Source organism: Streptomyces sp. YKOK-I1, from assembly GCF_054660435.1.
Window position 1 is genome coordinate 5,975,717 of the sequence record NZ_BAAGDR010000001.1, and the last position, 23,118, is coordinate 5,998,834.

At 70.8% G+C, this 23,118-nt stretch carries 24 protein-coding genes and 1 rRNA gene; 18 read left to right on the forward strand and 7 right to left on the reverse strand.

Translation table 11 applies throughout. The annotated features are described in order from the left end of the window. Position 1: 1 nt before the first annotated feature. From rrf to ACYQ8Q_RS26495, 10 genes are all read left to right on the forward strand, one after another. Positions 2-118 (forward strand): 5S ribosomal RNA (gene rrf, locus ACYQ8Q_RS26450). A 63-nt stretch (positions 119-181) separates the two neighbouring features. Next, positions 182-826 carry an HAD family hydrolase gene (locus tag ACYQ8Q_RS26455; RefSeq protein ID WP_460068314.1) on the forward strand — a complete coding sequence of 215 codons (645 nt, stop codon included), beginning with the start codon at positions 182-184 and terminating at the stop codon, positions 824-826. 69 nt (positions 827-895) lie between these two features. Continuing rightward, positions 896-1,579 carry a VC0807 family protein gene (locus ACYQ8Q_RS26460; RefSeq protein ID WP_460068315.1) on the forward strand — a complete coding sequence of 228 codons (684 nt, stop codon included), beginning with the start codon at positions 896-898 and terminating at the stop codon, positions 1,577-1,579. Between the two features lie 66 nt (positions 1,580-1,645). Further along, positions 1,646-2,881: an MFS transporter gene (locus ACYQ8Q_RS26465; RefSeq protein WP_460068317.1), complete on the forward strand. Its 1,236-nt coding sequence runs from the start codon at positions 1,646-1,648 to the stop codon at positions 2,879-2,881. After that, on the forward strand, positions 2,832-4,004 hold the full coding sequence (locus ACYQ8Q_RS26470) for an acetoin utilization protein AcuC (protein WP_460068318.1): 1,173 nt from the start codon (positions 2,832-2,834) through the stop codon (positions 4,002-4,004). The genes ACYQ8Q_RS26465 and ACYQ8Q_RS26470 overlap by 50 nt, the downstream gene beginning before the upstream one ends. A gap of 694 nt (positions 4,005-4,698) precedes the next feature. Next, a complete protein-coding gene (locus ACYQ8Q_RS26475; RefSeq protein ID WP_460068319.1) occupies positions 4,699-5,517 on the forward strand; it encodes a phosphatase in 819 nt (272 codons plus the stop codon). 129 nt (positions 5,518-5,646) lie between these two features. Next, entirely contained in the window at positions 5,647-5,859 is a 213-nt protein-coding gene (locus ACYQ8Q_RS26480; protein WP_004984898.1) for a helix-turn-helix domain-containing protein, read from the forward strand. 122 nt (positions 5,860-5,981) lie between these two features. Continuing rightward, positions 5,982-6,080 (forward strand): 30S ribosomal protein bS22, encoded by a 99-nt coding sequence (locus tag ACYQ8Q_RS26485; RefSeq protein WP_003948845.1) that lies wholly within the window; start codon positions 5,982-5,984, stop codon positions 6,078-6,080. A 304-nt stretch (positions 6,081-6,384) separates the two neighbouring features. Continuing rightward, the gene (locus ACYQ8Q_RS26490; protein ID WP_460068322.1) at positions 6,385-7,467 is read left to right on the forward strand and encodes an NAD-dependent epimerase/dehydratase family protein; all 1,083 of its coding nucleotides are present in this window, start codon (positions 6,385-6,387) and stop codon (positions 7,465-7,467) included. A 14-nt stretch (positions 7,468-7,481) separates the two neighbouring features. After that, on the forward strand, positions 7,482-8,543 hold the full coding sequence (locus ACYQ8Q_RS26495) for a lysophospholipid acyltransferase family protein (RefSeq protein WP_460068323.1): 1,062 nt from the start codon (positions 7,482-7,484) through the stop codon (positions 8,541-8,543). A 133-nt stretch (positions 8,544-8,676) separates the two neighbouring features. On the opposite strand, the gene ACYQ8Q_RS26500 is transcribed toward ACYQ8Q_RS26495, so the two are convergent. The 3 genes from ACYQ8Q_RS26500 to ACYQ8Q_RS26510 all read right to left on the reverse strand — a co-directional run bounded on the left by ACYQ8Q_RS26500 (position 8,677) and on the right by ACYQ8Q_RS26510 (position 12,202). Further along, on the reverse strand, positions 8,677-9,912 hold the full coding sequence (locus ACYQ8Q_RS26500; RefSeq protein WP_460068325.1) for a DUF5667 domain-containing protein: 1,236 nt from the start codon (positions 9,910-9,912) through the stop codon (positions 8,677-8,679). A 250-nt stretch (positions 9,913-10,162) separates the two neighbouring features. Next, complete coding sequence (locus ACYQ8Q_RS26505) at positions 10,163-10,951, reverse strand: ECF subfamily RNA polymerase sigma factor, BldN family (RefSeq protein WP_460068327.1); 789 nt, start codon at positions 10,949-10,951, stop codon at positions 10,163-10,165. Positions 10,952-11,269: 318 nt separating this feature from the next. Next, positions 11,270-12,202 (reverse strand): HAD family hydrolase, encoded by a 933-nt coding sequence (locus ACYQ8Q_RS26510; RefSeq protein ID WP_460068328.1) that lies wholly within the window; start codon positions 12,200-12,202, stop codon positions 11,270-11,272. A gap of 116 nt (positions 12,203-12,318) precedes the next feature. On the opposite strand from ACYQ8Q_RS26510, the gene ACYQ8Q_RS26515 reads away from it, so the two are divergent. The 6 genes from ACYQ8Q_RS26515 (at position 12,319) to hemB (ending at position 19,178) form a co-directional block, all read left to right on the forward strand. Continuing rightward, positions 12,319-12,612, forward strand: coding sequence for a glutaredoxin family protein (locus tag ACYQ8Q_RS26515; protein ID WP_460068329.1), 294 nt, complete (start codon positions 12,319-12,321; stop codon positions 12,610-12,612). A 266-nt stretch (positions 12,613-12,878) separates the two neighbouring features. Continuing rightward, on the forward strand, positions 12,879-13,643 hold the full coding sequence (locus ACYQ8Q_RS26520; RefSeq protein WP_460068330.1) for a redox-sensing transcriptional repressor Rex: 765 nt from the start codon (positions 12,879-12,881) through the stop codon (positions 13,641-13,643). Continuing rightward, positions 13,640-15,340 (forward strand): glutamyl-tRNA reductase, encoded by a 1,701-nt coding sequence (locus ACYQ8Q_RS26525; RefSeq protein WP_460068331.1) that lies wholly within the window; start codon positions 13,640-13,642, stop codon positions 15,338-15,340. Before ACYQ8Q_RS26520 ends, ACYQ8Q_RS26525 begins: the two co-directional genes overlap by 4 nt. A gap of 5 nt (positions 15,341-15,345) precedes the next feature. After that, positions 15,346-16,305, forward strand: a complete 960-nt coding sequence (hemC, locus tag ACYQ8Q_RS26530) for a hydroxymethylbilane synthase (RefSeq protein WP_460068332.1) — start codon at positions 15,346-15,348, stop codon at positions 16,303-16,305. After that, positions 16,302-18,011, forward strand: coding sequence for a bifunctional uroporphyrinogen-III C-methyltransferase/uroporphyrinogen-III synthase (locus ACYQ8Q_RS26535; RefSeq protein ID WP_460068333.1), 1,710 nt, complete (start codon positions 16,302-16,304; stop codon positions 18,009-18,011). The genes hemC and ACYQ8Q_RS26535 overlap by 4 nt, the downstream gene beginning before the upstream one ends. Before the next feature lie 174 nt (positions 18,012-18,185). Beyond that, positions 18,186-19,178 carry a porphobilinogen synthase gene (hemB, locus tag ACYQ8Q_RS26540; RefSeq protein WP_460068335.1) on the forward strand — a complete coding sequence of 331 codons (993 nt, stop codon included), beginning with the start codon at positions 18,186-18,188 and terminating at the stop codon, positions 19,176-19,178. Here the strand turns inward: hemB and ACYQ8Q_RS26545 are convergent. Further along, a complete protein-coding gene (locus ACYQ8Q_RS26545) occupies positions 19,142-19,384 on the reverse strand; it encodes a hypothetical protein (RefSeq protein WP_460068337.1) in 243 nt (80 codons plus the stop codon). The two genes, hemB and ACYQ8Q_RS26545, sit on opposite strands and share 37 nt — an antisense overlap. A 180-nt stretch (positions 19,385-19,564) precedes the next feature. On the opposite strand from ACYQ8Q_RS26545, the gene ACYQ8Q_RS26550 reads away from it, so the two are divergent. Beyond that, positions 19,565-20,785 (forward strand): aminotransferase-like domain-containing protein, encoded by a 1,221-nt coding sequence (locus ACYQ8Q_RS26550; RefSeq protein WP_460068338.1) that lies wholly within the window; start codon positions 19,565-19,567, stop codon positions 20,783-20,785. Here the strand turns inward: ACYQ8Q_RS26550 and ACYQ8Q_RS26555 are convergent. Genes ACYQ8Q_RS26555 through ACYQ8Q_RS26565 form a run of 3 tightly spaced genes read right to left on the reverse strand, consistent with a single transcriptional unit; the run spans position 20,748 to position 22,608 of the window. Next, entirely contained in the window at positions 20,748-21,524 is a 777-nt protein-coding gene (locus ACYQ8Q_RS26555; protein ID WP_460068339.1) for a DUF4253 domain-containing protein, read from the reverse strand. The genes ACYQ8Q_RS26550 and ACYQ8Q_RS26555 overlap by 38 nt on opposite strands. Before the next feature lie 35 nt (positions 21,525-21,559). Further along, positions 21,560-21,805, reverse strand: a complete 246-nt coding sequence (locus ACYQ8Q_RS26560) for a DUF397 domain-containing protein (protein ID WP_460068340.1) — start codon at positions 21,803-21,805, stop codon at positions 21,560-21,562. Beyond that, complete coding sequence (locus tag ACYQ8Q_RS26565) at positions 21,802-22,608, reverse strand: helix-turn-helix domain-containing protein (protein ID WP_460068342.1); 807 nt, start codon at positions 22,606-22,608, stop codon at positions 21,802-21,804. The genes ACYQ8Q_RS26560 and ACYQ8Q_RS26565 overlap by 4 nt, the downstream gene beginning before the upstream one ends. A 113-nt stretch (positions 22,609-22,721) precedes the next feature. Between ACYQ8Q_RS26565 and ACYQ8Q_RS26570 the strand changes: the two genes are divergently transcribed. After that, complete coding sequence (locus tag ACYQ8Q_RS26570) at positions 22,722-23,117, forward strand: ATP-binding protein (protein WP_460068343.1); 396 nt, start codon at positions 22,722-22,724, stop codon at positions 23,115-23,117. The last annotated feature ends 1 nt before the right edge of the window (position 23,118 follow it).

Sequence of the window (23,118 nt, forward strand, 5' to 3'; positions counted from 1 at the left end):
TTTCGGTGGTCATAGCGTGAGGGAAACGCCCGGTTACATTCCGAACCCGGAAGCTAAGCCTCACAGCGCCGATGGTACTGCAGGGGGGACCCTGTGGGAGAGTAGGACACCGCCGAACAATCATTCCGGGAAACCCCCGCACCGTATGGTGCGGGGGTTTTCTGCGTTTAGGGTTTGTTCCATGCGCTACGACCTGGTGATCTTCGACAACGATGGCGTCCTGGTGGACAGCGAACCCATCTCCAACCGGCTGCTGGCCGCCTATCTCACCGAGCTCGGGTACCCCACCAGCTACGAGGACTCCATCCGGGACTACATGGGGTCGGCGATGCACCGGGTCCACGACCTGGTCGAGGCACGGACGGGTGAGCGGCTGCCGGCCGAGTTCGACGACGTCTTCCACCGGAGGGTGTTCGCGGCCTTCGAGCGGGAGTTGGAGGCCGTGGGCGGGGTCGTGGACGTCCTGGAGAAGCTGGCGGCGGACGAGGTGCCGTACTGCGTGGCGTCCTCCGGCAGTCATGAGCGGATCCGGGTGGGGCATCGGACGACCGGGCTGGACCGGTGGTTCGACGAGGGGCGGATCTTCAGCTCGCAGGACGTGGGCAAGGGGAAGCCGGCGCCTGATCTGTTCCTGTATGCCGCCGAGCGGATGGGGGTGGCTCCGGGGCGGTGCGTCGTCGTGGAGGACTCTCCGCTCGGGGTCCAGGCGGCGGTGGCGGCCGGGATGGACGTGCTCGGGTTCACCGCGATGACGTCGGCCGCGAAGCTCGCGGGTGCCACGCAACTCTTCTCCGGCATGGGGGAGTTGACCGGGCTGCTGGCCTGACATTTGTCATGCCGAGTTGCTTACGATCGTTTCTACTGGCGGACCCCTGCCTGCGGCGAAGCTGAGGGCATGACGAAGAAGACGAACGCCTTTGTGCCGCTCCTCATGGACGTGGCGGTGCCGATCGGGTCGTACTACCTGTTCAAGAACGCGTTCGGGATGAGTACGTTCGCGGCGCTCGCCTGGAGCAGCGTCGGGCCCGCGGTCCGGACGGTGTGGAGCGTCGTCAAGGAGCGCAGGGCCAACGGGCTCGCCGGGCTGATCCTGCTGGTGAACGTCGTCGGGCTGCTGCTCAGCTTCGTCGCCGGCGACCCGCGGCTGATGCTCGCCAAGGACGGCGCGCTCAGCAGCACGGTCGGCATCGGGATCCTCGTGTCCGTGTGGCTGGGGCGGCCGATGATGACCGCCGGGCTCAAGCCCTTCCTGGTGAAGGGGAAGACCGACCGTGAGGCCGCCTGGGAGCGGCTGCTGTCGGGCGGGTCGGAGCGCTCGGCGGCCTTCCTGCGGGCCGAGCGGGTCTACTCGGTGGTCTGGGGCGTCGTCCTGCTGGCGGAGTGCGTGGTGCGGGTCGTAGGGGCCTACACGGTGCCTGTGGACACGATGGTGTGGCTGGGGTCCGTGGTGATGGCCGTGGCGATCGGGACCGGGGTCGTGGTGAGCGGTGGGCTGGCGGCCGGGCCGATGGTGGGGATGATCGGTGCGGAGGCCGGTGCGGAGGCCGGTGCGGCCGGTGTTCTGGTCGGCGTGAAGTAAAGCTGAGGGAAATTCATCTTTGGCTGGATCTACCCACGAGTACGCCGGGGCCCTACGCTCGCCGCCATGACAGAAGTGCTGCGGCGCGGTAGGGCCTCTTTGGCGTTCAGCTTCTTTGCGCAGGGGGCCGCGTTCGCTCTGCTCGTGACCCGGATTCCGGCGATCCAGGACCGGTACGGCGTCTCGGACGGACAGCTGCCGATCTTCCTCGCCGCGGTGCCCGTGCTGGCCGGGGTCGGGAGCGTGACGACCGAGCAGCTGGTGAAGCGGGTGCCGGCCAGTCTGCTGTTGCGGTGGTCGCAGCCGGTGGTGCTGCTGGCGCTGGTCGGGGTGGGCGCCGGGGACGGGATGGCGGTGCTGGGGGTCGCCCTGGCCGTCTTCGGGCTCGCCGTGGGGGCGCTCGACGCCTCGATGAACATGCTCGGGGTGAGCCTCCAGCGGACGTACGGGCGCAGCATCATGCTGAGCTTCCATGCGGCGTACAGCCTTGGCGGGATCGTGGGGGCCTCGCTGGCGTGGGCGGGGGCGCACTGGCATCTCGCGCTGTGGCTGTCGTATCTGCCGGTCGTGGCGGTGCTGCTGCCGGCGGCGCTGGTGGCCAGTCGGTGGTACGTCGACGGGGGCCCCGAGGATGCCGGGAGCGGGGCCGGGGGCGTCGCGGAGGAGAAGGGGAGGGACGGTGGGGGTGTCGTCTTCAAGCTGTTGCTGCCCCTCTGCCTGGTGATGTCCTTCGCCTACATCGGGGACTCGACGGTTTCCAACTGGAGTGCGAAGTATCTGCAGGACGTGCTGGGGAGCTCCGAGCAGCTCGCGACCGTGCCGTACAACGTGTACATGGTGACCACGCTGATCGGGCGCACCATCGGGGACTTCGGGGTGCGGCGGTTCGGGGCGGCGGCCGTGGTACGGCTGGGCGCGCTGGTGGCGGCGGCCGGGTTCGCGGTGGTGGCGGTGGCGCCGGGGGCCTGGGTGGGGATGGGCGGCTTCACGTTGGTGGGGCTGGGGCTGTGTGTGCTGGTGCCGCAGACCTTCGCGGCGGCGGGGCGGTTGTTCCCCGGGGCGTCGGATGCGGCCATCGCCCGGCTGAACGTCTTCAACTACGTCGGGTTCCTGGTGGGGTCGCCGTTGGTGGGGGCGTTGGGGGACGCGTGGAGCTATCGGGGGGCGATGGTGGTCCCGATGGTGTTGGTGCTGGTGACGTTGGTGTACGCCAGGTCGTTCGTCGCTCAACCGGACCGATACGGTGGCGGGCATGAGCGGCCGCGCACAGCTGATGTGGGACGAGGCAGTAACGGGCTATGACTTCGGTCCGGACCATCCGATGGATCCGGTACGGCTGGAGCTGACCCGGAAGCTGGTGGGTGCCCTCGGGCTCGACCGGGAGATGCCGGTCGTGGGGGCGAAGCCGGCTGGGGAGTCGACGTTGCGGCTGGTGCACCGGGAGGACTACGTCGAGGCCGTGAAGGCGGCTTCGGCGGATCCCGGGGCCGCTGACCAGGGGTATGGGCTGGGGACGGTGGACGATCCGGCGTTCCCGGGGATGCATGAGGTGTCGTCGGTCATCGCCGGGTTGTCGGTGGGGGCGGCGGAGGCGGTGTGGCGGGGGGACGCGCTGCACGCGGTGAACTTCGCGGGTGGGTTGCATCATGCGATGCCGGGTGGTGCGTCGGGGTTCTGTATCTACAACGACGCGTCGCTGGCCATTGCGCGGTTGTTGGAGCTGGGGGCTGAGCGGGTCGCCTATGTCGATGTGGACGTGCATCACGGGGACGGGGTGCAGGCCGCGTTCTGGGAGGATCCGCGGGTGCTGACGATCTCGTTGCACGAGCATCCTCGGACGTTGTTTCCGCAGACCGGGTGGCCGGAGGAGACCGGGGCGGGGGCCGGGGCGGGGGCGGCGGTGAATGTGGCGTTGCCGGCGGGGACCGGGGATGCGGGGTGGTTGCGGGCGTTCCATGCGGTGGTGCCGGAGCTGATCGCTGATTTCCGGCCGGATGTGCTGGTGACTCAGCATGGGGCCGATACGCATTTCGAGGATCCGCTGGCGCATTTGGCGGTGTCGCTGGATGCGCAGCGGGCCGTGCAGGTGGCTTGTCATGAGTTGGCTCATGAGTACGCCGGGGGGAAGTGGGTCGCGTTGGGTGGGGGTGGTTACGCGGTGGTGGAGGTGGTGCCGCGGTCGTGGGCGCATCTGGTGGGGATCGTGGCGGGGAGGGAGGTGGCGCCGGAGACGGTGATTCCGGAGAGTTGGCGGGCGGAGGTGTTTGCTCGGACTCGGCAGTTGGCGCCGGTGCGGATGAGTGATGGGCGGTGGCCGGTGTCGTGGGGGGAGTGGGAGGCGGGGTACGACCCTGCGGATCGGTTGGATCAGGCGGTGTTGGCTACGCGGCGGGCTGTTTTTCCGTTGCGGGGGTTGTTGGCGTAGGGGTTTTGCCCACCCGCCCGCCCGACTCGGTTGGGTGAGAGGCGCCCGTCCCCGGGGCTCCGCCCCGGACCCCACCAAGCTTGCCCACCCGCCCACCCGACTCGGTTGGTCGGGAAGCGCCCGTCCCCGGGGCTCCGCCCCCGGCCCCGGGCGGGGACTGCGTCCCCTGCACCCCTGCGGGTCTGCCCACCCGCCCGCCCGACTCGGTTGGGTGAGTGGTGCCCGTCCCCGGGGCTCCGCCCCCGGCCCCGGGCGGGGACTGCGTCCCCTGCACCCCTGCGGGTCTGCCCACCCGCCCACCCGACTCGGTTGGTCGGGAAGCGCCCGTCCCCGGGGCTCCGCCCCCGGCCCCGGGCGGGGACTGCGTCCCCTGCACCCCTGCGGGTCTGCCCACCCGCCCGCCCGACTCGGTTGGGTGAGTGGTGCCCGTCCCCGGGGCTCCGCCCCCGGACCCCGGCGGGGACTGCGTCCCCTGCACCCCTCGCGGGGCTCCGCCCCTGCACCCCTCGTGGGGCTTCGCCCCTGCACCCCCCCGTGAGACTGAGTCCCCCGTGTTCATCGTGGGGCTTTGTCCCTGTGGCCCCGTGGGGCTTCGCCGCTGTCTTTCCGGTGTTGCAGCTCTTCTTACGCCAACCGGGCCCACTTTTCGGCATTCAGAGATTCGGGGAATTGGGGGGCAGGGAGCATCGGGAGGGTGTTCAGGGATGTGGGTGGGATTCGGGGTTATCTCGTGGGGGTGGGGCTCGCGGGGGTGGTGGGGACCGCTCGGGAGGTGAGTCTGCGGAGGTATCGGGGGTTCGCTGCCCGGGATCCGCGGGTGTTGATCGGGGTGTGTCCCGAAGGGGACTGGGGGGTGAGGGAGTTGGTCGCGTTGATGGCGGAGAAGTGTGGGGTTTCGGACGATCCGCTGTGTGTTTCAGGGCAGGATGTGATTGATCCCGAACGGACGGTTGCCGCGCTGGACGCCTTCGGGGAGCGGGTGGGGGCGGTTGCCCAGCGTGGTGGGAGCGTGCTTCTCGGGACCGGGCACCCGGACCGGCTGCTGGGGTTCTACGCCGGGCTTGCGGACGCCTTGTCGGCGGGGGGATGTACTGTCCTCACCCCCGCGCAGGGTCGCTGTGTCGACATAACGACCCGGTTCGGTCTACGTACCTGCAATCTTGACTACGTCGGAGGGGTCGGGGTCGTGCGGGAGTGCGGTGGTGAACGCGCCGGTTGTGCGACCCCCGTGCACAGCCATTCCCCGCTGCCGGTTCGGGTGGCCCTCGGGGCGGCCGCCGAGGAGGGCGGGAGGCTGCCGGATCTTGTGATCGGGGACCATGGCTGGGTCTGCGGTGCAGGTCAGCTGGGGGTTGAGGCCATCGGGCTGGCTGATACGGACGACCCGGCGCTGTTCGTGGGGGAGGCGGAGGGGGCCGTATCCGTCGTCGTTCCACTTGATGACGGTGCGCGGTCCGATTACTACCTGCCGCTGACCCGCTACGTACTCAATCGAGCGTGTCTGTCACAGTAGGCCTGCGATGGGTGCACCTCTTCCCCACTCGCATCACCCGCCCCTACATTGGGGAGTGAGCACGCAACGACGAAGAGTCACCGGAAGGGGAAGCCGGTGGCCGTCGAGTGCGGAAGGTTCAGGTGTGTCATGGCTGCAGCAGGCGAAAGGCCTCTGAACGAGGTTCAGTTCCTTACCGTGGCGGAAGTCGCCTCGGTGATGCGAGTGTCCAAGATGACCGTGTACCGGCTGGTGCACAGCGGTCATCTGCCCGCGATCCGGGTGGGGCGGTCCTTCCGCGTCCCCGAGCAAGCGGTCCACGAGTACCTCCGCGAGAGTTATGTGGGGGTGGAAACCGCCTGACGGAACCCCTCCGGAGCCCTCGATTACGACCTCGGCGCTCGGGCGGGTAGGCTGGCCCCTCGTAGGTCGTATGGGCCCATGGCGCCCAAACACCGAGTGATGAGAAGTGAGCGAGGGTAGTCGTGGGCTCTGTTATCAAGAAGCGGCGCAAGCGGATGGCCAAGAAGAAGCACCGCAAGCTGCTCAAGCGCACGCGCGTTCAGCGTCGTAACAAGAAGTAAGGTCCGTCCTTCACTTCTTCGCGAGGCGTGAGCCGCCGAAGCGCGGTGTGGCCCCCAGTCGGTTCTGCCGACGGGGGCCACACGCATGTCCGGGTGGTGTGCGGCGGGCTGAATGCCGTGCGCGTGTCTGGACGGGCGGGGTGTGAGAGCCTCGCTGATCAGGTCGTATGGCCGGTCCGTGTCGTCACTTCGTGCATCGGTCGGTCATCACAGCGCAACATCGACCCGATAGGTTGGCCCGCGCACGGGGAACGCGGCAGGGTACGAGCAGTGCATCAGTGCGGACGAGAGGAAGGCGCTGGTCTTGGGGAAGGTCGTGCTCGTGACCGGAGTGGCCCGCCAGCTGGGGGGCCGGTTCGTCCGACGGATTCAGCGTGACCCGGATGTCGAGCGGGTCGTCGGGGTGGACGCCGTGCGGCCGGAGCACCATCTGGGCGGTGCCGAGTTCGTGCAGGCCGACATCCGGCAGCCCACCATCGCGCGGGTGCTGGCCGAGACCGGCGCCGACACCGTCGTCCATCTCGATGTGACGGCGACCGCGCTGGGCAGTGGCAGCCGGACCACGGTCAAGGAGACCAACGTCATCGGGACCATGCAGCTGCTCGGCGCGTGTCAGAAGTCGCCCAGTGTGAAGCGGCTGGTGGTGAAGAGCAGTACCAATGTGTACGGGTCCGCGCCTCGGGATCCTGCTGTCTTCACCGAGACGACCTCCGCCAAGTCCTTGCCCAGCGGCGGGTTCGCCAAGGACACCGTCGAGGTCGAGGGGTATGTGCGCGGGTTCGCGCGGCGGCGGCCCGATGTGGCCGTGTGCGTGCTGCGGTTCGCGAACATTCTCGGGCCGACCGCCGAGACGCCGCTCGCCTCGTACTTCGCGCTGCCCGTGCTGCCGACCGTGTTCGGCTACGACCCGCGGCTGCAGTTCGTGCACGAGGACGATGTGATCGAGGTGCTGCGGATCGCCTCGCACGAGCCGGCGCGGGGCACGCTCAACAGCGGGACCTTCAACATCGCCGGGGACGGGGTGCTGCTGCTGTCGCAGTGCTCGCGGCGGCTCGGGCGGCCCACCGTGCCGCTGCTGCTGCCGGCCGTCACCTGGGCGGGGTCGCTGGTGCGGACGCTGGGGATGACGGACTTCTCGCCCGAGCAGATCCGGCTGCTGACCCATGGACGGGTCGTGTCGACCACGCAGATGCGCGAGACGCTCGGGTTCAGCCCGCGCTACACGACGGCGGAGACGTTCGCGGACTTCGCGCGCAGCCAGGGGCCCGGGCTGCTGCCGCCCGAGGCCGTCGCGCGGGCCGTCGAGCGGGTCGGTGCGCTGCCGCCGCTCGCCCGTGGCGGCCCCGGCCCCTCCGTGGTCCACCCCCCGACGCCGAGCGCCAACTGAGGAGCGCATCAACGATGGCGGACGCCAAGGTCATTCCGTTCGACGACGACCGGACCCGCGGGGGCGCTTCGGCGCGGCCGGCGCGGCGTCGGGGTGTGGGGAGCCGGCGCAAGAACGGCGAGCCCGCACCGGTCCGTGAGATTGCCGAGGCCGGTGAGATCGGCGAGGTCCAGCCCCTGCCCACCAGGGCTGTTGGGCAGGATGATGTTCCTGTGACGACGGATGCGCGGGACGAGGGGGGCCTGGAGCGGCGTATCGCGGGCGGGCTGTCCTTCCTGCGGCGGCGGCTCACGGGCGACTACGAGGTCGACGACTTCGGTTACGACGAGGAGCTCACCGACCAGGTCCTGATGTCGCTGCTGCGGCCGGTGTACGAGAAGTACTTCCGGGTCGAGGTCAAGGGCATCGAGAACATCCCGGCGGAGGGCGGGGCGCTGATCGTCGCCAACCACTCGGGGACGGTGCCGATGGACGGTCTGATGATGCAGGTCGCCGTCCATGACAAGCATCCGGCCGGCCGTCATCTGCGGCTGCTCGCCGCGGATCTGGTGTTCGTGCTGCCGGTCGTCAACGAGCTGGCGCGCAAGCTCGGGCACACGCTCGCCTGCGCGGAGGACGCGGAGCGGCTGCTCGGGGCGGGGGAGCTGGTCGGGGTGATGCCGGAGGGCTTCAAGGGCATCGGCAAGCCCTTCAGCGAGCGCTACAAGCTCCAGCGGTTCGGTCGGGGCGGCTTCGTCTCGACGGCGCTGCGACAGGGGGCGCCGATCATTCCCTGCTCGATCGTCGGGGCGGAGGAGATCTACCCGATGATCGGCAACGCGAAGACGCTGGCGCGGGTGCTGGGGTTCCCGTACTTCCCGCTGACGCCGACCTTCCCGTGGCTCGGTCCGCTGGGGGCGGTGCCGCTGCCGACGAAGTGGACGATCCAGTTCGGGGAGCCGATCCCGACGGATGGCTATCCGCCGGAGGCGGCGGAGGACCCGATGCTGATGTTCAACCTGACCGACCAGGTCCGCGAACAGATCCAGCACACGCTGTACAAGCTGCTGGTGCAGCGGCGGTCGGTGTTCTTCTGACGCCGGGTGGGGCCGGTGGGGCCGGTGGAGGGCGGTGGCCGTCGCCGGGTGCCGCCCACCGGTGTTCTTCTGGAAGCCTTTGGGTGTACGGCGGTGGGGGCGTCCCTCTTTGAGGGGCGCCCCCACCGGGGTGCTAGCTCGCGTCCTCGCTGTCGATGCCCAGGCCGGGGAGGAGGCCGGGGAGGAGGGGCGGGATGGTGACGTCGGGGGCGGTGGAGGGGGTGCTCGTCGACGGGGAGGTCGAGTTCGTGCCCTCCGGCTGGTCCAGGAGGCCGCCCGTGCTGCCGCCCAGGAGGCCGTCGTCGGTCGTGCCGGAGCCCGCCGACTTGCTGGGACCGCTGCCCGTGCCCGTGCCGCCGGTCTGGGCGGTGTCGCCGGTGCCGGGGCTCGTGGAGCGTCCGGTGCCGGTCGAGGTGTCGGCGGACGACGAGCCGGAGCCCTGTCCGCCGGTGCCGCCCTGGGCGGGGGAACGGGGGAACCGGGACTGCAGCGGGGCGACCTCTTCGTCTATGGCCTCGAAGACCGACGAGACCTGTTGGCTCACGTCGCCCAGCTGGACGGGCAGCTTCTCGCGCAGGGCGCCCCAGGCCTCGCGGTGGGAGCGGGAGAACGCGTCCAGGGCCTGGATGGGGGCCAGGGAGTCCGGGTCGCGCTCGAACGCCTCGTGGAGCAGCCGGTGGCCCTCGGAGGCGTCGTGCTGCATGCCGTTCAGCGCGCGGCGGATCTCGCCCAGTGATTCATGGTCGAGGTGGCCGCCGCGGCCGCGCTCCATGAGGCGGCGGGCCTCACTGAGCCGGGTGGAGGCCTGGTCGAGGTAGGTCCGGCCGCGCTCGTCGTCGCCGTCGGACAGGTAGGTGAGCTTGAAGTCCTCGATGCCGCGCTTGAGGCCGTAGAGCCCGTCACCGGGCAGGGCGTCGGAACTCGCGGCCGCCACCCCGCCGAAGGCCCCCGCGGCCACGCCCACGCTCAGGCCGCCCGCGGTGAGGCCCCTGGCGATCCGGCTGCGCGGCCGGAGCTTTCCCAGGGGGCTCGCCCGGTGCGCCCCGCCCTTGGCGCGGTGGGACCGTTGTCCGGGTACCGATCCGTCCCCTGCCTCGCCTCCTGCGGTGCCCGCTTGCAGCATGGCCTCCATCGCGGCGACCAACTGGGCCCGCTGGACGACCTTGACCTCGGGGTCGAGCTCCGGTTTGGGCAGCTCGGCGAGACTCGTCGCGAGGGCCAGGAGGCGGCCCCGCTCGGTCTGGTCCGCAGCGGCCGGCGCCGGCGGTGATCCTTCGGTCTGCTCGGCCGCCGTGCCCTGGTCGGACTGCTCCTCCAGAGCCTGGGCGAAGGCGTTCGCCCGCCGGTGCGCCGATACGTTCGCGATCACTGGCGGCACCTCCTCTCGTCATGACGGTCGACTCCCCGGGGATCTCGAGGGTTGCACGGCCCGTTCTGCTTTCCCTCGATCGAGTGATCGGGGTCGGCCGGGACGTGACCACAGGGAGCCTGTATCCCGCACAACGACTGGCGCGGCACTTGGGTTACGGACGGCGGATGATCGGATCGGGAAGACAACGGACTTTCACTGAACGTGAGTTGGGGATCGCCGACAGTGGGCGCACCGGGCCCGGCCGGGCTCAGCGGGCATCGTCCGGCAGGAGCCGGGCGAGGGTGCGGACGGCGCGGTACTGGAGGGTCTTGATGGCACCCTCGTTCTTGCCCATCACCCGAGCGGTCTCGGCGACGGACAGGCCCTGCAGGAAGCGGAGGGTGACGCATTCCTGTTGCTGGGGGTTGAGCCGGCGGACGGCGTCCAGCAGGGCGGCGTTGGAGAGGGACTCCAGGACGGAGTCCTCGGGGGAGCGCTCGACCTCGTTGGCGTCGAGCATCTCGCCGGTGGTCACCTCCAGCCGGAAGCGGCTGGACTTGAAGTGGTCGGCGACGAGGTTGCGGGCGATGGTCACGAGCCAGGCGCCGAAGTCACGGCCCTGCCAGGTGAAGGTGCCGATGCGGCGCAGGGCGCGCAGGAACGTCTCACTGGTGAGGTCCTCGGCGGTCGCCTTGCCGCCGACGCGGTAGTAGATGTAGCGGTAGACGGTGTCGCTGTACTGGTCGTACAGGCGCCCGAACGCGTCGGCCTCGCCGGCCTGGGCGCGTTCGACGAGGTCCATCATCCGGGCGCTGTCGCTGTCGGCCGCGGGACGGCGGGCCGAGGTGGTCGCGCCGTTGCCCGAGCGTCCTCTTCTGCCGACCGCGGCGCTGCTTTCCGCCAGCGCGTAGCAGGGGCCCGCTGGTCCCGCGGGGACCACGGTGGCGAGGGCGGGGACGCCGTACGCGGTGGGGACGCGCAGCGACTCTTTGATCGTGGCGACTGTTGCGCGCAGCGTAGCCAGGCCCGAGGCGTCAACCCCGACGTGTGGGTACACGGGACTCCCAGAGGCAGAGCTTCCATCACGTGCAGTGCGGGACCTTTCACCCGTCGTAGCGACAGGGGGGTACCGGTTTGCGTCTGAGGAGAATAACGCTTCGTGCAGGCGCTGCTACACCGAGTTGCTCAAAACTTCGATTACGTCGCTTCTGTGCCCGATTGGCATGCGATCAAGTTGCACGGGGTGAGCGATTGTTGATCGGAAAGGTTTGAGTTTCGGGTCGGTCGGGCGCGTGTTGTGGCTGTGCGCGGACAACGCGAATAGACGGCCGCACCGGGGGGTACGACCGTCTGTTCGGCGTGGATGCGTCGAGACTCAGCGGCGTCGCTTGTGCAGGGCGATCGCCGCCGCCGTGCCGCCCGCCACCGCTCCTACCCCCGCCGCCGCCGGGATGCCGACCTTCGCCGCCTTGCGGCCCGTGCGGTAGTCCCGCAGGCGCCAGTCGAGGCCCCGGGCGTGTTTGCGGAGTTTGGAGTCGGGGTTGATCGCGTAGGGGTGGCCGACGAGGGAGAGCATCGGGATGTCGTTGTGGGAGTCGCTGTAGGCGGCGCAGCGGGAGAGGTCGAGACCCTCCGCCGCGGCCAGGGCGCGGACCGCCTCCGCCTTGGCGGGGCCGTGCAGCGGCTCGCCGACGAGCTTGCCCGTGTAGACGCCGTCGACCGACTCGGCGACCGTGCCGAGGGCGCCGGTGAGGCCGAGGCGGCGGGCGATCACCGTGGCGATCTCCACCGGAGCGGCTGTGACCAACCACACCTTCTGACCGGCGTCCAGATGGGCCTGGGCGAGGGCCCGGGTGCCCGGCCAGATGCGCTCGGCCATGTACTCGTCGTAGATCTCCTCGCCGATCGACATCAGCTCGGCGACCCGGTGTCCCTTCACGATGGACAGCGCCGAGTCGCGGGCGTCCTGCATGTGTTCGGGGTCCTCGAGGCCGGCCATCCGGAACCACGCCTGCTGCCAGGCGAACCGGACCAGGTCGCTGGTCTCGAAGAATTTGCGTTTGTACAGGCCACGGCCGAAGTGGAACAGGGAGGCGCCCTGCATCACGGTGTTGTCCAGGTCGAAGAAGGCGGCGGCCAGCGCGTCGCCGTGGACCGGGAACTGCGGTTCGGCCCCTTCTTCTTCCGGGGCCTGGTGCTGTTCTTCCTGAGTGGACTTGCGGGCGGCCTCAGCCGAGGCCTCGCCAGCCAACACGCTCCGCGCCGTGGCGGAGCGCCTACGGGGGGTGAGCCATCCGAGAGCGGCCATGGCGTGAGCATAGCCAGTTTGTTCGGTGGTTCCGGAGCCACGAGGTTCGGAGGGTGTGAACTCTCCGCGACCGCACCGTTAAAGAGGTGAGAGGAACAGGCGCGAGAATGACCCGTATGAGTCCCCTCTTTCGACGGAAGGGGCCGGCCCCGCAGGACCGGCTCGTCACGCTCATCGGGAAGCCCGACTGCCATCTGTGCGAGGACGCGCAGGCCGTGGTCGAGAAGGTGTGCGGCGACCTCGGTGTGCCCTGGGAGCACCGGGACATCACCGAGGACAAGGCGCTGTACGACGCGTACTGGGAGCAGATCCCGGTGGTGCTCGTGGACGGCAGGCAGCACACCTTCTGGCGGGTGGACGAGACCCGGCTGCGCAAGGCGCTGGGCGACGAGGGGACGACCAGGAACTGACCGACCGGTACAAGAGGTGCCCGGTGTCGCTTAGGATCGATGGCGCTTTGGTCTCGGGGGCGGGATTCACGAGGAGTGTGTCTGTTTTGTCCCCGGGGATGCTCCTAGGGATGTCCCTGGGAACGACGCGCGTGACCCCGGTCACGTTGGCCGGGCAAAACGGACACCATCTTTGTGCACGCGTTCACAAAGACATAGCCTGCTGTCGACGGGGCGGTCTGGGTCCGTGTGACCGCCCGCAGCCCCGCTCTACCCGCAGGAGCACCGTGGCAACTGGCCGAACTCACCGACCGGCGACCCGTAGCCGAGGGATTCCCGAGGCCACCGTCGCCAGGCTTCCGCTGTACCTCCGCGCGCTGACCGCGCTGTCGGAGCGCTCGGTACCCACGGTCTCCTCCGAGGAACTGGCCGCGGCCGCGGGGGTCAACTCCGCCAAGCTGCGCAAGGACTTCTCCTACCTGGGTTCCTACGGAACGCGCGGTGTCGGCTACGACGTCGAGTATCTCGTCTACCAGATCTCCCGTGAGCTCGGGCTCACCCAGGACTGGCCGGTAGTGATCGTCGGCATCGGAAACCTGGGCGCCGCCCTCGCCAACTACGGCGGGTTCGCCTCCCGCGGCTTCCGGGTCGCCGCCCTCATCGACGCCGACCCCGCGATGGCCGGCAAGCCCGTCGCCGGCATCCCCGTGCAGCACACGGACGACCTGGAAAAGATCATCACCGACAACGGCGTGTCGATCGGTGTCATCGCCACGCCCGCCGGTGCCGCCCAGCCGGTCTGCGACCGGCTCGTGGCCGCCGGGGTCACCTCCATCCTGAACTTCGCGCCGACCGTCCTGTCCGTCCCGGACGGCGTCGACGTGCGCAAGGTCGACCTCTCCATCGAGCTGCAGATCCTCGCCTTCCACGAGCAGCGCAAGGCCGGCGAGGAGAGCGCCGCCCACGAGGGCGCCGCAGTGCCGGCCGTGGCGCACGAAGAGACCACCGACCAGGGGCCCGACGGGGACGTACCCGCCGTGATGCCGGCATGAGCCTCCTCGTCGTCGGACTGAGCCACCGCAGCGCACCCGTCAGCGTCCTGGAGCGGGCCTCCCTCTCCCCGGACGCCCAGTTCAAGCTGCTCCAGGACACGGTCGCCGCCGAACCGGCCGCCGAGGCCGCCGTCCTCGCGACCTGCAACCGCATCGAGCTCTACGCCGACGTGGACAAGTTCCACGCCGGTGTCGCCGAGCTGTCCACGCTGCTCGCCCAGCACAGCGGGGTGGGGCTGGAGGAGCTGACCCCCTACCTCTACGTCCACTACGAGGACCGGGCCGTCCACCATCTGTTCTCGGTGGCCTGCGGGCTGGACTCCATGGTCGTCGGCGAGGGACAGATCCTCGGCCAGCTCAAGGACTCCCTCGCCAGGGCGCAGGAGCTGCACACCGCCGGCCGGCTGATGAACGACCTGTTCCAGCAGGGACTCAGAGTCGGCAAGCGCGCCCACTCCGAGACCGGCATCGACCGCGCCGGACAGTCGCTGGTGACGTTCGGGCTGGAACAGCTCGCCGCCGGCGCCGAGGTGCGGGACTGGGCTCAGGGCAGAAGAGCGCTGGTCATCGGCGCGGGCTCGATGTCCTCGCTGGCCGCCGCGACCCTGGCGCGGGTGGGCGTCACCGAGGTCGTCGTCGCCAACCGCACCTTCGACCGCGCCGAACGCCTCGCCCGGATACTGGGCGAGGACGAGTACACGGACGTGGCGGCCCGCGCGGTCCCGATCGAATCGGTGCCGGCCGAGCTGACACGTGCCGACGTCGTCGTCTCCTGTACGGGCGCGACGGGACTCGTCCTCACGGCGGAGGCCATCGCGGCGGCCGTCGAGGGCCGCACCGGCGAGCCCGTCGTCTTCGACGAGGAGAACCCCTCCCTGCGGACGCTGCCGCCGACCTCCCTCGGCACCGACGAGGGCTGTCCGCTGGACCTGTCCGCCGTGCAGCAGCAGCCCGGGTTCTCCGTGATGGGCGAGGCCGCCGTGGCCGGCATGGACGCGGCGACCCTGGAGCAGCACGCGGCCTGGGTCGACAACGCGACCGTCGACCGCCGTACCGCCGGCCGCCGCGGCCCCGAGGCCGACGCCGAACTGATCACCGCGCTGGCCGCCACCGCCGCCAGCGTCGGCCGCATCCCCGAGCGCCGCAGGCCCGAGCCGGTCGCCACCCCCGTACGCCCCGCACCGGTGCTGTTCCTGCTCGACCTCGCGATGCCGCGGGACGTCGACGCCGCCGCGCACCGGCTGGCCGGGGTGCGACTCGTCGACATCGAGTCGCTCGCGGAGGCCTCCGCCGACGCACCCATGGCCGCCGACGTGGACCTGGTGCGGCGGATCGTCGCCGACGAGGTCACCGCGTTCGGCGCCGCCCAGCGCGCCGCGCACATCACGCCGACCGTGGTCGCGCTGCGGTCGATGGCCGCGGACGTCGTCGCGAACGAGATGGCCCGCCTCGAAGGGCGGCTGCCCGGCCTCGACGACAGGCACCGCGCCGAGATCACCCAGACCGTCAAGCGCGTCGTCGACAAGCTGCTGCACGCGCCGACCGTCAGGGTCAAGCAGCTCGCGGCCGAACCCGGCGGCGCCGGGTACGCGGACGCGCTGCGGACCCTGTTCGACCTCGACCAGGAGGCGGTGGCCGCCGTGTCCCGGGCCGAGGACAGCACCGAGAAGAACGCAGAGAACCGAGGGCCGGCATGAGCGGCATGAGTACGAGAGCACTGAGGCTCGGGACCAGACGGAGCAAGCTGGCCATGGCCCAGTCCGGGCAGGTCGCGGACGCCGTGCGCCGGGTCACCGGCCGGCCGGTCGAGCTCGTCGAGATCACCACCTACGGCGATGTCTCCCGCGAGCACCTCGCGCAGATCGGCGGCACCGGTGTGTTCGTCACGGCCCTGCGCGACGCGCTGCTCACGGGGGAGGTCGACTTCGCGGTTCACTCGCTGAAGGACCTGCCGACCACGCAGCCCGAGGACCTGGTCCTGGCCGCCGTACCGGTGCGCGAGGACCCCCGCGACGTGATCGTGGCCCGGGACGCGCTGAAGTTCACCGACCTGCCGCGCGGCTCGCGCATCGGCACGGGTTCGCCGCGCCGCATGGCGCAGCTGAACGCGTACGCCCGCGCCCACGGGCTGGACATCGAGACGGTCCCGATCCGCGGCAACGTCGACACGCGGATCGGATACGTCAAGGACGGCGAGCTGGACGCGGTGGTGCTGGCCGCGGCCGGCCTGAGCCGCATGGGCCGGATCGACGAGGTCACCGACTTCCTGTCGATAGACACCGTCCTGCCCGCCCCCGGCCAGGGAGCCCTGGCCATCGAATGTGCCGCGCACGACGCGGACCTGATCGCCGCGCTCGGCGCGCTCGACGACCCGTTCACCCGGGTCGCCGTGGCGGCCGAACGGTCACTGCTCGCCGCCCTGGAGGCCGGTTGCAGCGCCCCTGTGGGCGCGCTGGCCGACCTTCTGGCCGACGGGCAGATTGTCAAGGAAATGCGCCTGCGGGCCGTCGTCGGGACCACCGACGGCACCCGTACGGTGCAGCTGTCCACCACCGGTCCCGTGCCCGAGACGCACGACGGGGCAATGGCGCTCGGTCGCGAACTCGCCGCCGAGATGCTCGCCCAGGGCGCGGCCGGTCTGATGGGGGAGCGAGCACTGTGAGCCCCACCGCCCTTCCTGCCGCCGCCGTTCCTGAGCACGGGCACGTCACCTTTCTGGGTGCCGGACCCGGGGATCCGGGACTGCTGACTCTGCGCGCCGTGGAGGCGCTGGCGAACGCGGACGTCCTCGTCGCCGAGCACGAGGTGCTCGACGTCGTACGGACGCACGCGCGGCCCGGCGTGTCCGTCGTGAACGCGGAAACCGGTCCCTCTGCGGACCCGCTTCCGGGCACAGGCACGCCTCACCCCAAGCTCGTTGACGGCACGTCAACAAGCGTCGAGGTACCCGCTGTGCGGGATGCCTCACATCTTGTCATGGAGGCCGCGCGGGGCGGCAGGCGGGTCGTCCGTGCGGTGTCCGGGGACCCGGGACTGGATACGTACGCGGCCGAGGAAATGCTCGCCTGCGCCGCCGCCGGGGTGCCGTTCGAGGTGGTCCCGGGCGTGGCGGCGGCGGTCGGCGTGCCCGCGTACGCCGGGGTGCCGCTGCGGGACGCCCAGGGCGCCGACGTCCGGTTCGTGGACGCGCGCACGGCCTCCGACCGCTGCTGGACGGAGGTCGGCGCCTCCGACGGCACGGTGGTCGTCTCGACGACGCTGGACTCGGTGGCGGCCGCGGCGGGTGAGCTGGTGTCCGCCGGCCGCAAGCCCGACACCCCGCTGACGGTCACGGTCGCCGGTACGACGACCCGCCAGCGCACCTGGTCGGCGACGCTCGGCACGATCGCGCAGACGCTGAAGCAGGCGAAGGTGCTGCCCTCGCCGGACGGCGGCCGCCCGGTGATAGCCGTGGTCGGCGAGCGTTCCGCCCCCGCCCAGCGCGCACAGCTGGCCTGGTTCGAGTCCAAGCCGCTGTTCGGCTGGAAGGTCCTCGTGCCGCGCACGAAGGAGCAGGCGGCGTCGCTCTCCGACCAGTTGCGGTCCTACGGCGCGGTGCCGCACGAGGTCCCGACGATCGCCGTCGAGCCGCCGCGCACCCCGCAGCAGATGGAGCGGGCCGTCAAGGGCCTGGTCACCGGCCGCTACGAGTGGATCGCCTTCACCTCGGTCAACGCGGTCAAGGCCGTCCGGGAGAAGTTCGAGGAGTACGGCCTCGACGCCCGTGCCTTCGCGGGCATCAAGGTGGCCGCGGTGGGCGAGCAGACCGCGAAGGCGCTGATCGCCTTCGGCGTGAAGCCGGACCTGGTGCCGAGCGGTGAGCAGAGCGCCGCCGGTCTCCTGGAGGACTGGCCGCCCTACGACCCCGTCTTCGACCCGATCGACCGGGTCTTCCTGCCGCGCGCCGACATCGCCACGGAGACCCTGGTCGCCGGGCTGATCGAGCTGGGCTGGGAGGTCGACGACGTCACGGCGTACCGGACCGTGCGGGCCTCTCCGCCGCCGGCGGAGACCCGTGAGGCGATCAAGGGCGGCGGCTTCGACGCCGTGCTCTTCACCTCGTCCTCGACCGTACGGAACCTGGTGGGCATCGCCGGGAAGCCGCACAACGTCACGGTGATCGCCTGTATCGGTCCGGCGACGGCCAAGACGGCCGAGGAGCACGGCCTTCGGGTGGATGTCATGGCTCCCGAGCCGTCGGTGCACAAGCTCGCGGAGGCGCTGGCCGACTTCGGGCTGCGGCGGCGGACCGCGGCGCTGGAGGCCGGGGACCCGGTGACACGGCCGAGCGAGCGGCGTCCGGGCTCGCGCAGGCGCCGGGCGACGTAGTCGCCGTCGACAGCGGCCTGAGTTCACCCGAGCGCCCCGCCGTCCCCGTAGTGGGGACGGCGGGGCGCTCCGTGTTTCCGACTCGGTGATGGTGGAGAACGTCACACCGGGGACCGTGCCGGGTCCGACTCCGCGTCGGCAAAGGCAGGGCCCGGACGGGCGTAGCGTGGACGCATGACGACGTACGGATCCTTCCCCGGTTCGCGGCCGCGGCGGCTGCGGACCACCCCCGTCATGCGGCGCATGGTCGCCGAGACCCGGCTGCACCCGGCCGACTTCATCCTTCCCGCCTTCGTGCGGGAGGGCGTGAGCGAGCCGGTGCCGATCCAGGCCATGCCGGGCGTGGTGCAGCACACCCGGGACAGCCTGAAGAAGGCCGCGCTGGAGGCGGTGGAGGCCGGGGTCTCCGGGATCATGCTCTTCGGTGTGCCGGAGGAGTCGAAGAAGGACGCCCTGGGGACGCCGGGGACCGACCCGGACGGGATCCTCCAGGTCGCCCTGCGGGACGTGCGGGCCGAGGTCGGCGACGACCTGCTCGTGATGTCCGACCTGTGCCTGGACGAGACCACCGACCACGGACACTGCGGGGTGCTCGACGACCAGGGGCGCGTCGACAACGACGCCACCCTGGAGCGGTACGCGGAGATGGCCCAGGTGCAGGCCGACGCCGGGGCGCACGTGGTGGGGCCCAGCGGGATGATGGACGGCCAGATCGGGGTCGTCCGCGACGCGCTCGACCAGATCGGGCGGGAGGACGTCGCGATCCTCGCCTACACCGCCAAGTATTCGTCCGCGTTCTACGGGCCGTTCCGGGAGGCCGTCGGCTCGTCCCTGAAGGGCGACCGGAAGACCTACCAGCAGGACCCGGCGAACTTCCGTGAGTCGATGCGTGAGCTGGCGCTGGACCTGGAGGAGGGCGCCGACATGGTGATGGTCAAGCCGGCCGGCCCCTACCTCGACATCCTGGCGCGGGTCGCGGACGCGGTGGACGTGCCGGTGGCGGCCTATCAGATCTCCGGCGAGTACTCGATGATCGAGGCCGCCGCGGAGAAGGGGTGGGTCGACCGGGACCGGGCGATCTTCGAGACGCTCACGGGGATCAAGCGGGCGGGGGCGCGGAACATCCTCACCTACTGGGCCACCGAGGCGGCGTTGAAGCTTCGGTAGTGCCGGGGCAGGTTGTCGGGTCGGTGCGGCGCCGTCGTGGCTTGTCGCGCCCCGTGGCGGAGCCGCATATCGACAGGGCCCCGCGCCCCTGCGGTGCCGGACGGGCCCTCGTCTCGTAGGCCCTGGCCGTCGTTGCAGGCGGTCAGGGTCAGCGCGGCCGTCGCGGTGAGGGCGGCGGCGAGGAGACGGATACGGAGTTCAGGCATGGGGCAAGCCTGGGTCGTACGGCCTCCGGTCTTCCACACTTGCCGGGCAACTCGGGACGCCGATCCGGTCCCATAGCGGCTGACCTGCGGAAACGACGTCCCTTCGGGACGGGCTGTGGGACGCGGTCCGGATGCCGGAAAGTCGGGTGTAGGCGGCACATATCTCTCTAGGGTGCGGGCATGACTCTCGCACCCGCCCCACCACCGGCCCTCGCCGCCCGTGCCCGGTCGACCGGAGGCTCTCCCGTCCGGGACATCCTCGCCGTCACCGCCCGCCCCGAGATGATCAACTTCGCGGGCGGGCTGCCCGCCCCGGAACTCTTCGACCGGGAAGGCGTGGCCGAGGCGTTCCGGCACGTCCTGGAGGAGCTCCCCGCGCAGGCCCTCCAGTACGCCACCACCGAGGGCGAGCCCGCCCTGCGCGAGGCGCTCGCAGCCCGGACCTCGGCACGGGGCCTCGCGACCTCCGCCGACGACCTCCTCGTCACCACCGGCAGCCAGCAGGCCCTCTCCCTCCTCGCCACGGCCCTCCTCGACCCCGGCGACACGGTCCTCGTCGAGTCCCCCTGCTACCTCGCCGCCCTCCAGGTCTTCACCCTGGCCGGGGCCCGGATCGTCGCCGTGCCGGGGGACGCGGAGGGACCCGACCCCGAGGCCCTGGCCGCACTCGTGGCGCGGGAGCGGCCCAAACTGCTCTACACCGTCCCCACCTTCCAGAACCCCACCGGCCGCACCCTGCCCGCCGCCCGCCGTGCCGCGCTCGCCTCCGTCGCCGCCCGCCACGGCCTCTGGATCGTCGAGGACGACCCCTACGGCGAACTCCGCTACGACGGTGAGCGCGTCCCCTGGATCGCCGCCCACCCCGACGCCCTCGACCGCACGGTGCTGCTCGGCTCCTTCTCCAAGGTCATGGCGCCCGGCCTGCGGCTGGGCTGGCTGCGCGCCCCCGCCGGGCTGCGCCGGGCCTGTGTCGTCGCCAAGCAGGCGGCCGACCTGCACACCCCCACCGTCAACCAGCTCGCCGCGGCCCGCTATCTGGCCGTCAACGACCTCGACGCGCATGTGGCGAAGGTGGCCGGCGTCTATCGCGAGCGGCGCGACGCCATGCTGGCGGGACTGGGCGAGGCCCTGCCGGAGGGCTCGGTCTGGAACCGGCCCGAGGGCGGCATGTTCCTCTGGGCCCGGCTGCCGGAGCCGTACGACACCACCGCCCTGCTGCCGCAGGTGGTCGCGCACGACGTGGCGTACGTCCCCGGCGCCCCCTTCTACGCCGGCGAGCCCGACCGCTCCACCCTGCGCCTCTGCTTCGTGACCCAGACACCGGAGGAGATCGGGGAGGGGCTGCGCAGGCTGGGCAAGGGGCTCAGTCCCACCAGAAGTGCCAGACACGTTCGCCGATGAGCTTCTCGGCGTAGGAGTGCAGGGTGTCGTCCTGGCCCGGCAGGACGGCGTACGGGCAGAACGCGAAATGCTCGGCGGTGATCGCCTCGGCCTCGGCCGGGCTGGTGGGCGGGGCCGCGACCGAGAGGGACAGACGGTCGTAGCCGAGTGCGACGACGCGTATGCCGAAGCGGTCCTCCCAGGAGCGCAGGACGGCGCAGAGAGGCGCCACGTCCTCGTCGTAGTTCGCGGGGCCGGTCCAGCCGACGGCCGCCGGGATGTCCGCGCTGCGGCGGGCGGCCACCAGCGACAGGTGCGGCTCCTTGAACCAGGGGAGGCCTTCCGCCAGCGCGTCGGCGACCTCGGCGGCACGGGTGTCGGGATCGGCGGTGAGGGCGAGGGGCGCGGCGAGACCCGGCCACTCCCCGTCCTCCTCCGCCGCGACATCGGCCCAGTACGCGGCGAGCACCTCGTCGGCGTCGTGGTCCCCGGGGTAGGACATCTCCCCGGGCGCCAAATCCCATTCCCCCGGCCCGCCCTGGCCGGTTCCCAGGTCCACGAGGACGGGCAGCAGCCCCGCGCGCCCACCCGGCCGCCCCAGCGCCTTCCAGCTGCCGGGTGCCGCCTGCTGTTCGGCGTGCCACAACACGACCTCGCCCGTCGTCGCGTCGATCAGCCGCCCGGGTGGCAGTTGAAGCCCCAGGGAACGACCGCTCGGGTCGGAGGCCAGCTTGGGCAGCGGGTTGGGAAGAGTCGCCATGCCCGTGACTGTAAGGGCGGGCACTGACAACGGGGTTACTTGAGGGACGCGGTGAAAGCGGTCCAGGTGGTGGGGGTGAGCTGGAAGGTGCGGCCGTTGTCGGGGGTGTGCTTGGAGTCGCGGATGTGGATGGCGGAGGGGGTGAGGGCGACTTCCAGGCACTGGCCGCCTTCGCTGCCGCTGTAGCTCGACTTCCGCCACTCGAAGGCGACTTCGAGGCATTGGCCGCCCTCGTCGCCGCTGTAGCTCGACTTGAACCACTTCAGGGCTTCGGCGCTCATTGCTCTCCTAGCAGGCGGTCGAGCAGGCCCAGCGAATCCTGGGTGGTCAGGGCCTGTGTTCGCAGCATCGCATACTTGCGCGCCAGGATGGACACCTCATCTGCGTCGGAAACCCACTGGCTGCCGCGTTGACCCTCGGCGTAGGCGAGGTGATGGTGATCAGGGGTCTCCAGCAGGGTGAAGGGGCCATCGAGTCCTGCGTGGAAGGGACTGCTCATCGGCAGGAACTGCAAGGACACGCACGGCAGTTCAGCCAGCTCCCGCAGATACCGAAGCTGTCCCTGCCGGTCCCCGATCTCCATGTACAGCACCGGCTCCCACACCACGAAACTCAAGGTGGGCGGGTTCTTCCGGCGCAGGATCTCCTGGCGGTCCAGCCGGAGCGCCGTGTACGTCTCGATCTCGTCCTCGTCGTACGCCGGAACCCTGTTGCGCAGTACGGCCCGGACGTACGGCTCGTTCTGGAGGAGGCCCGGCAGGACCGCGTTGTCGTACCAGGACAGCGCGATCGCCTCCCGCTCATGCTCCATGTACAGCTCGGCCCACAGGGGGAACTGGTCGATCTCGGGGAGGTTGGCCACTCCGGTCGCCAGCATCCCCTTGGTGTCGAGGACTTCGTCCAGCAGCGCGGCCAGATCCGGCTTCAGGGCCCGTCTGCCCTGTTCGATCGAGGCGATGGTCTCCTCGTCCAGCCGGACGAGTTCGGCGAGGCCGCCCTGGGTGTGGCCCGCCTCGCGGCGGGCCGTGCCGAGCTGCTTGCCCAGCATCCTCATGGTCGAGTGGTTCTTCCTGCGCTGGCTCATGGTGCTGCCCATCCCCGTGTGCGACGGTGCCTGACCCGGGCGGGGCCCGTACAAAAATTCCGTACGACCTCACGCACTGATCAACGATAGTCACTCTCCGCGACTCTCGTCCCGTGAACGAGACGATCCAACTCCCGCCCCTGCGCGAGAGGTTCTTCCGCCGGGAACGGCGTTCCGTGCCCGCCGCGCGGCTCTTCGCGACGGAGACCCTCGCCGGGTGGGGGCTCGCCGGCACCGAGCGGGCCGACGACGTGCTGCTCTGTGTCAGCGAGCTGGTGACCAACGCCCTGCTGCACGGCGTACCGCCCGGCCGTCAGTTTCTGCTGTTCCTGCGGTACGACGGGCGGGCGATCCGTGTCGAGGTGCACGACAGCGGGCCCGGGGTGCCCCGGGTGGTCGAGCCGGAGGGTGAGGGCGGGCGGGGGCTGCTGCTGGTCGCCGCGCTGAGTGACGACTGGGGGGTTCGGGAACGCCCGCTCGGCAAGGTGGTGTGGTGCGAGTTCGGGTGAC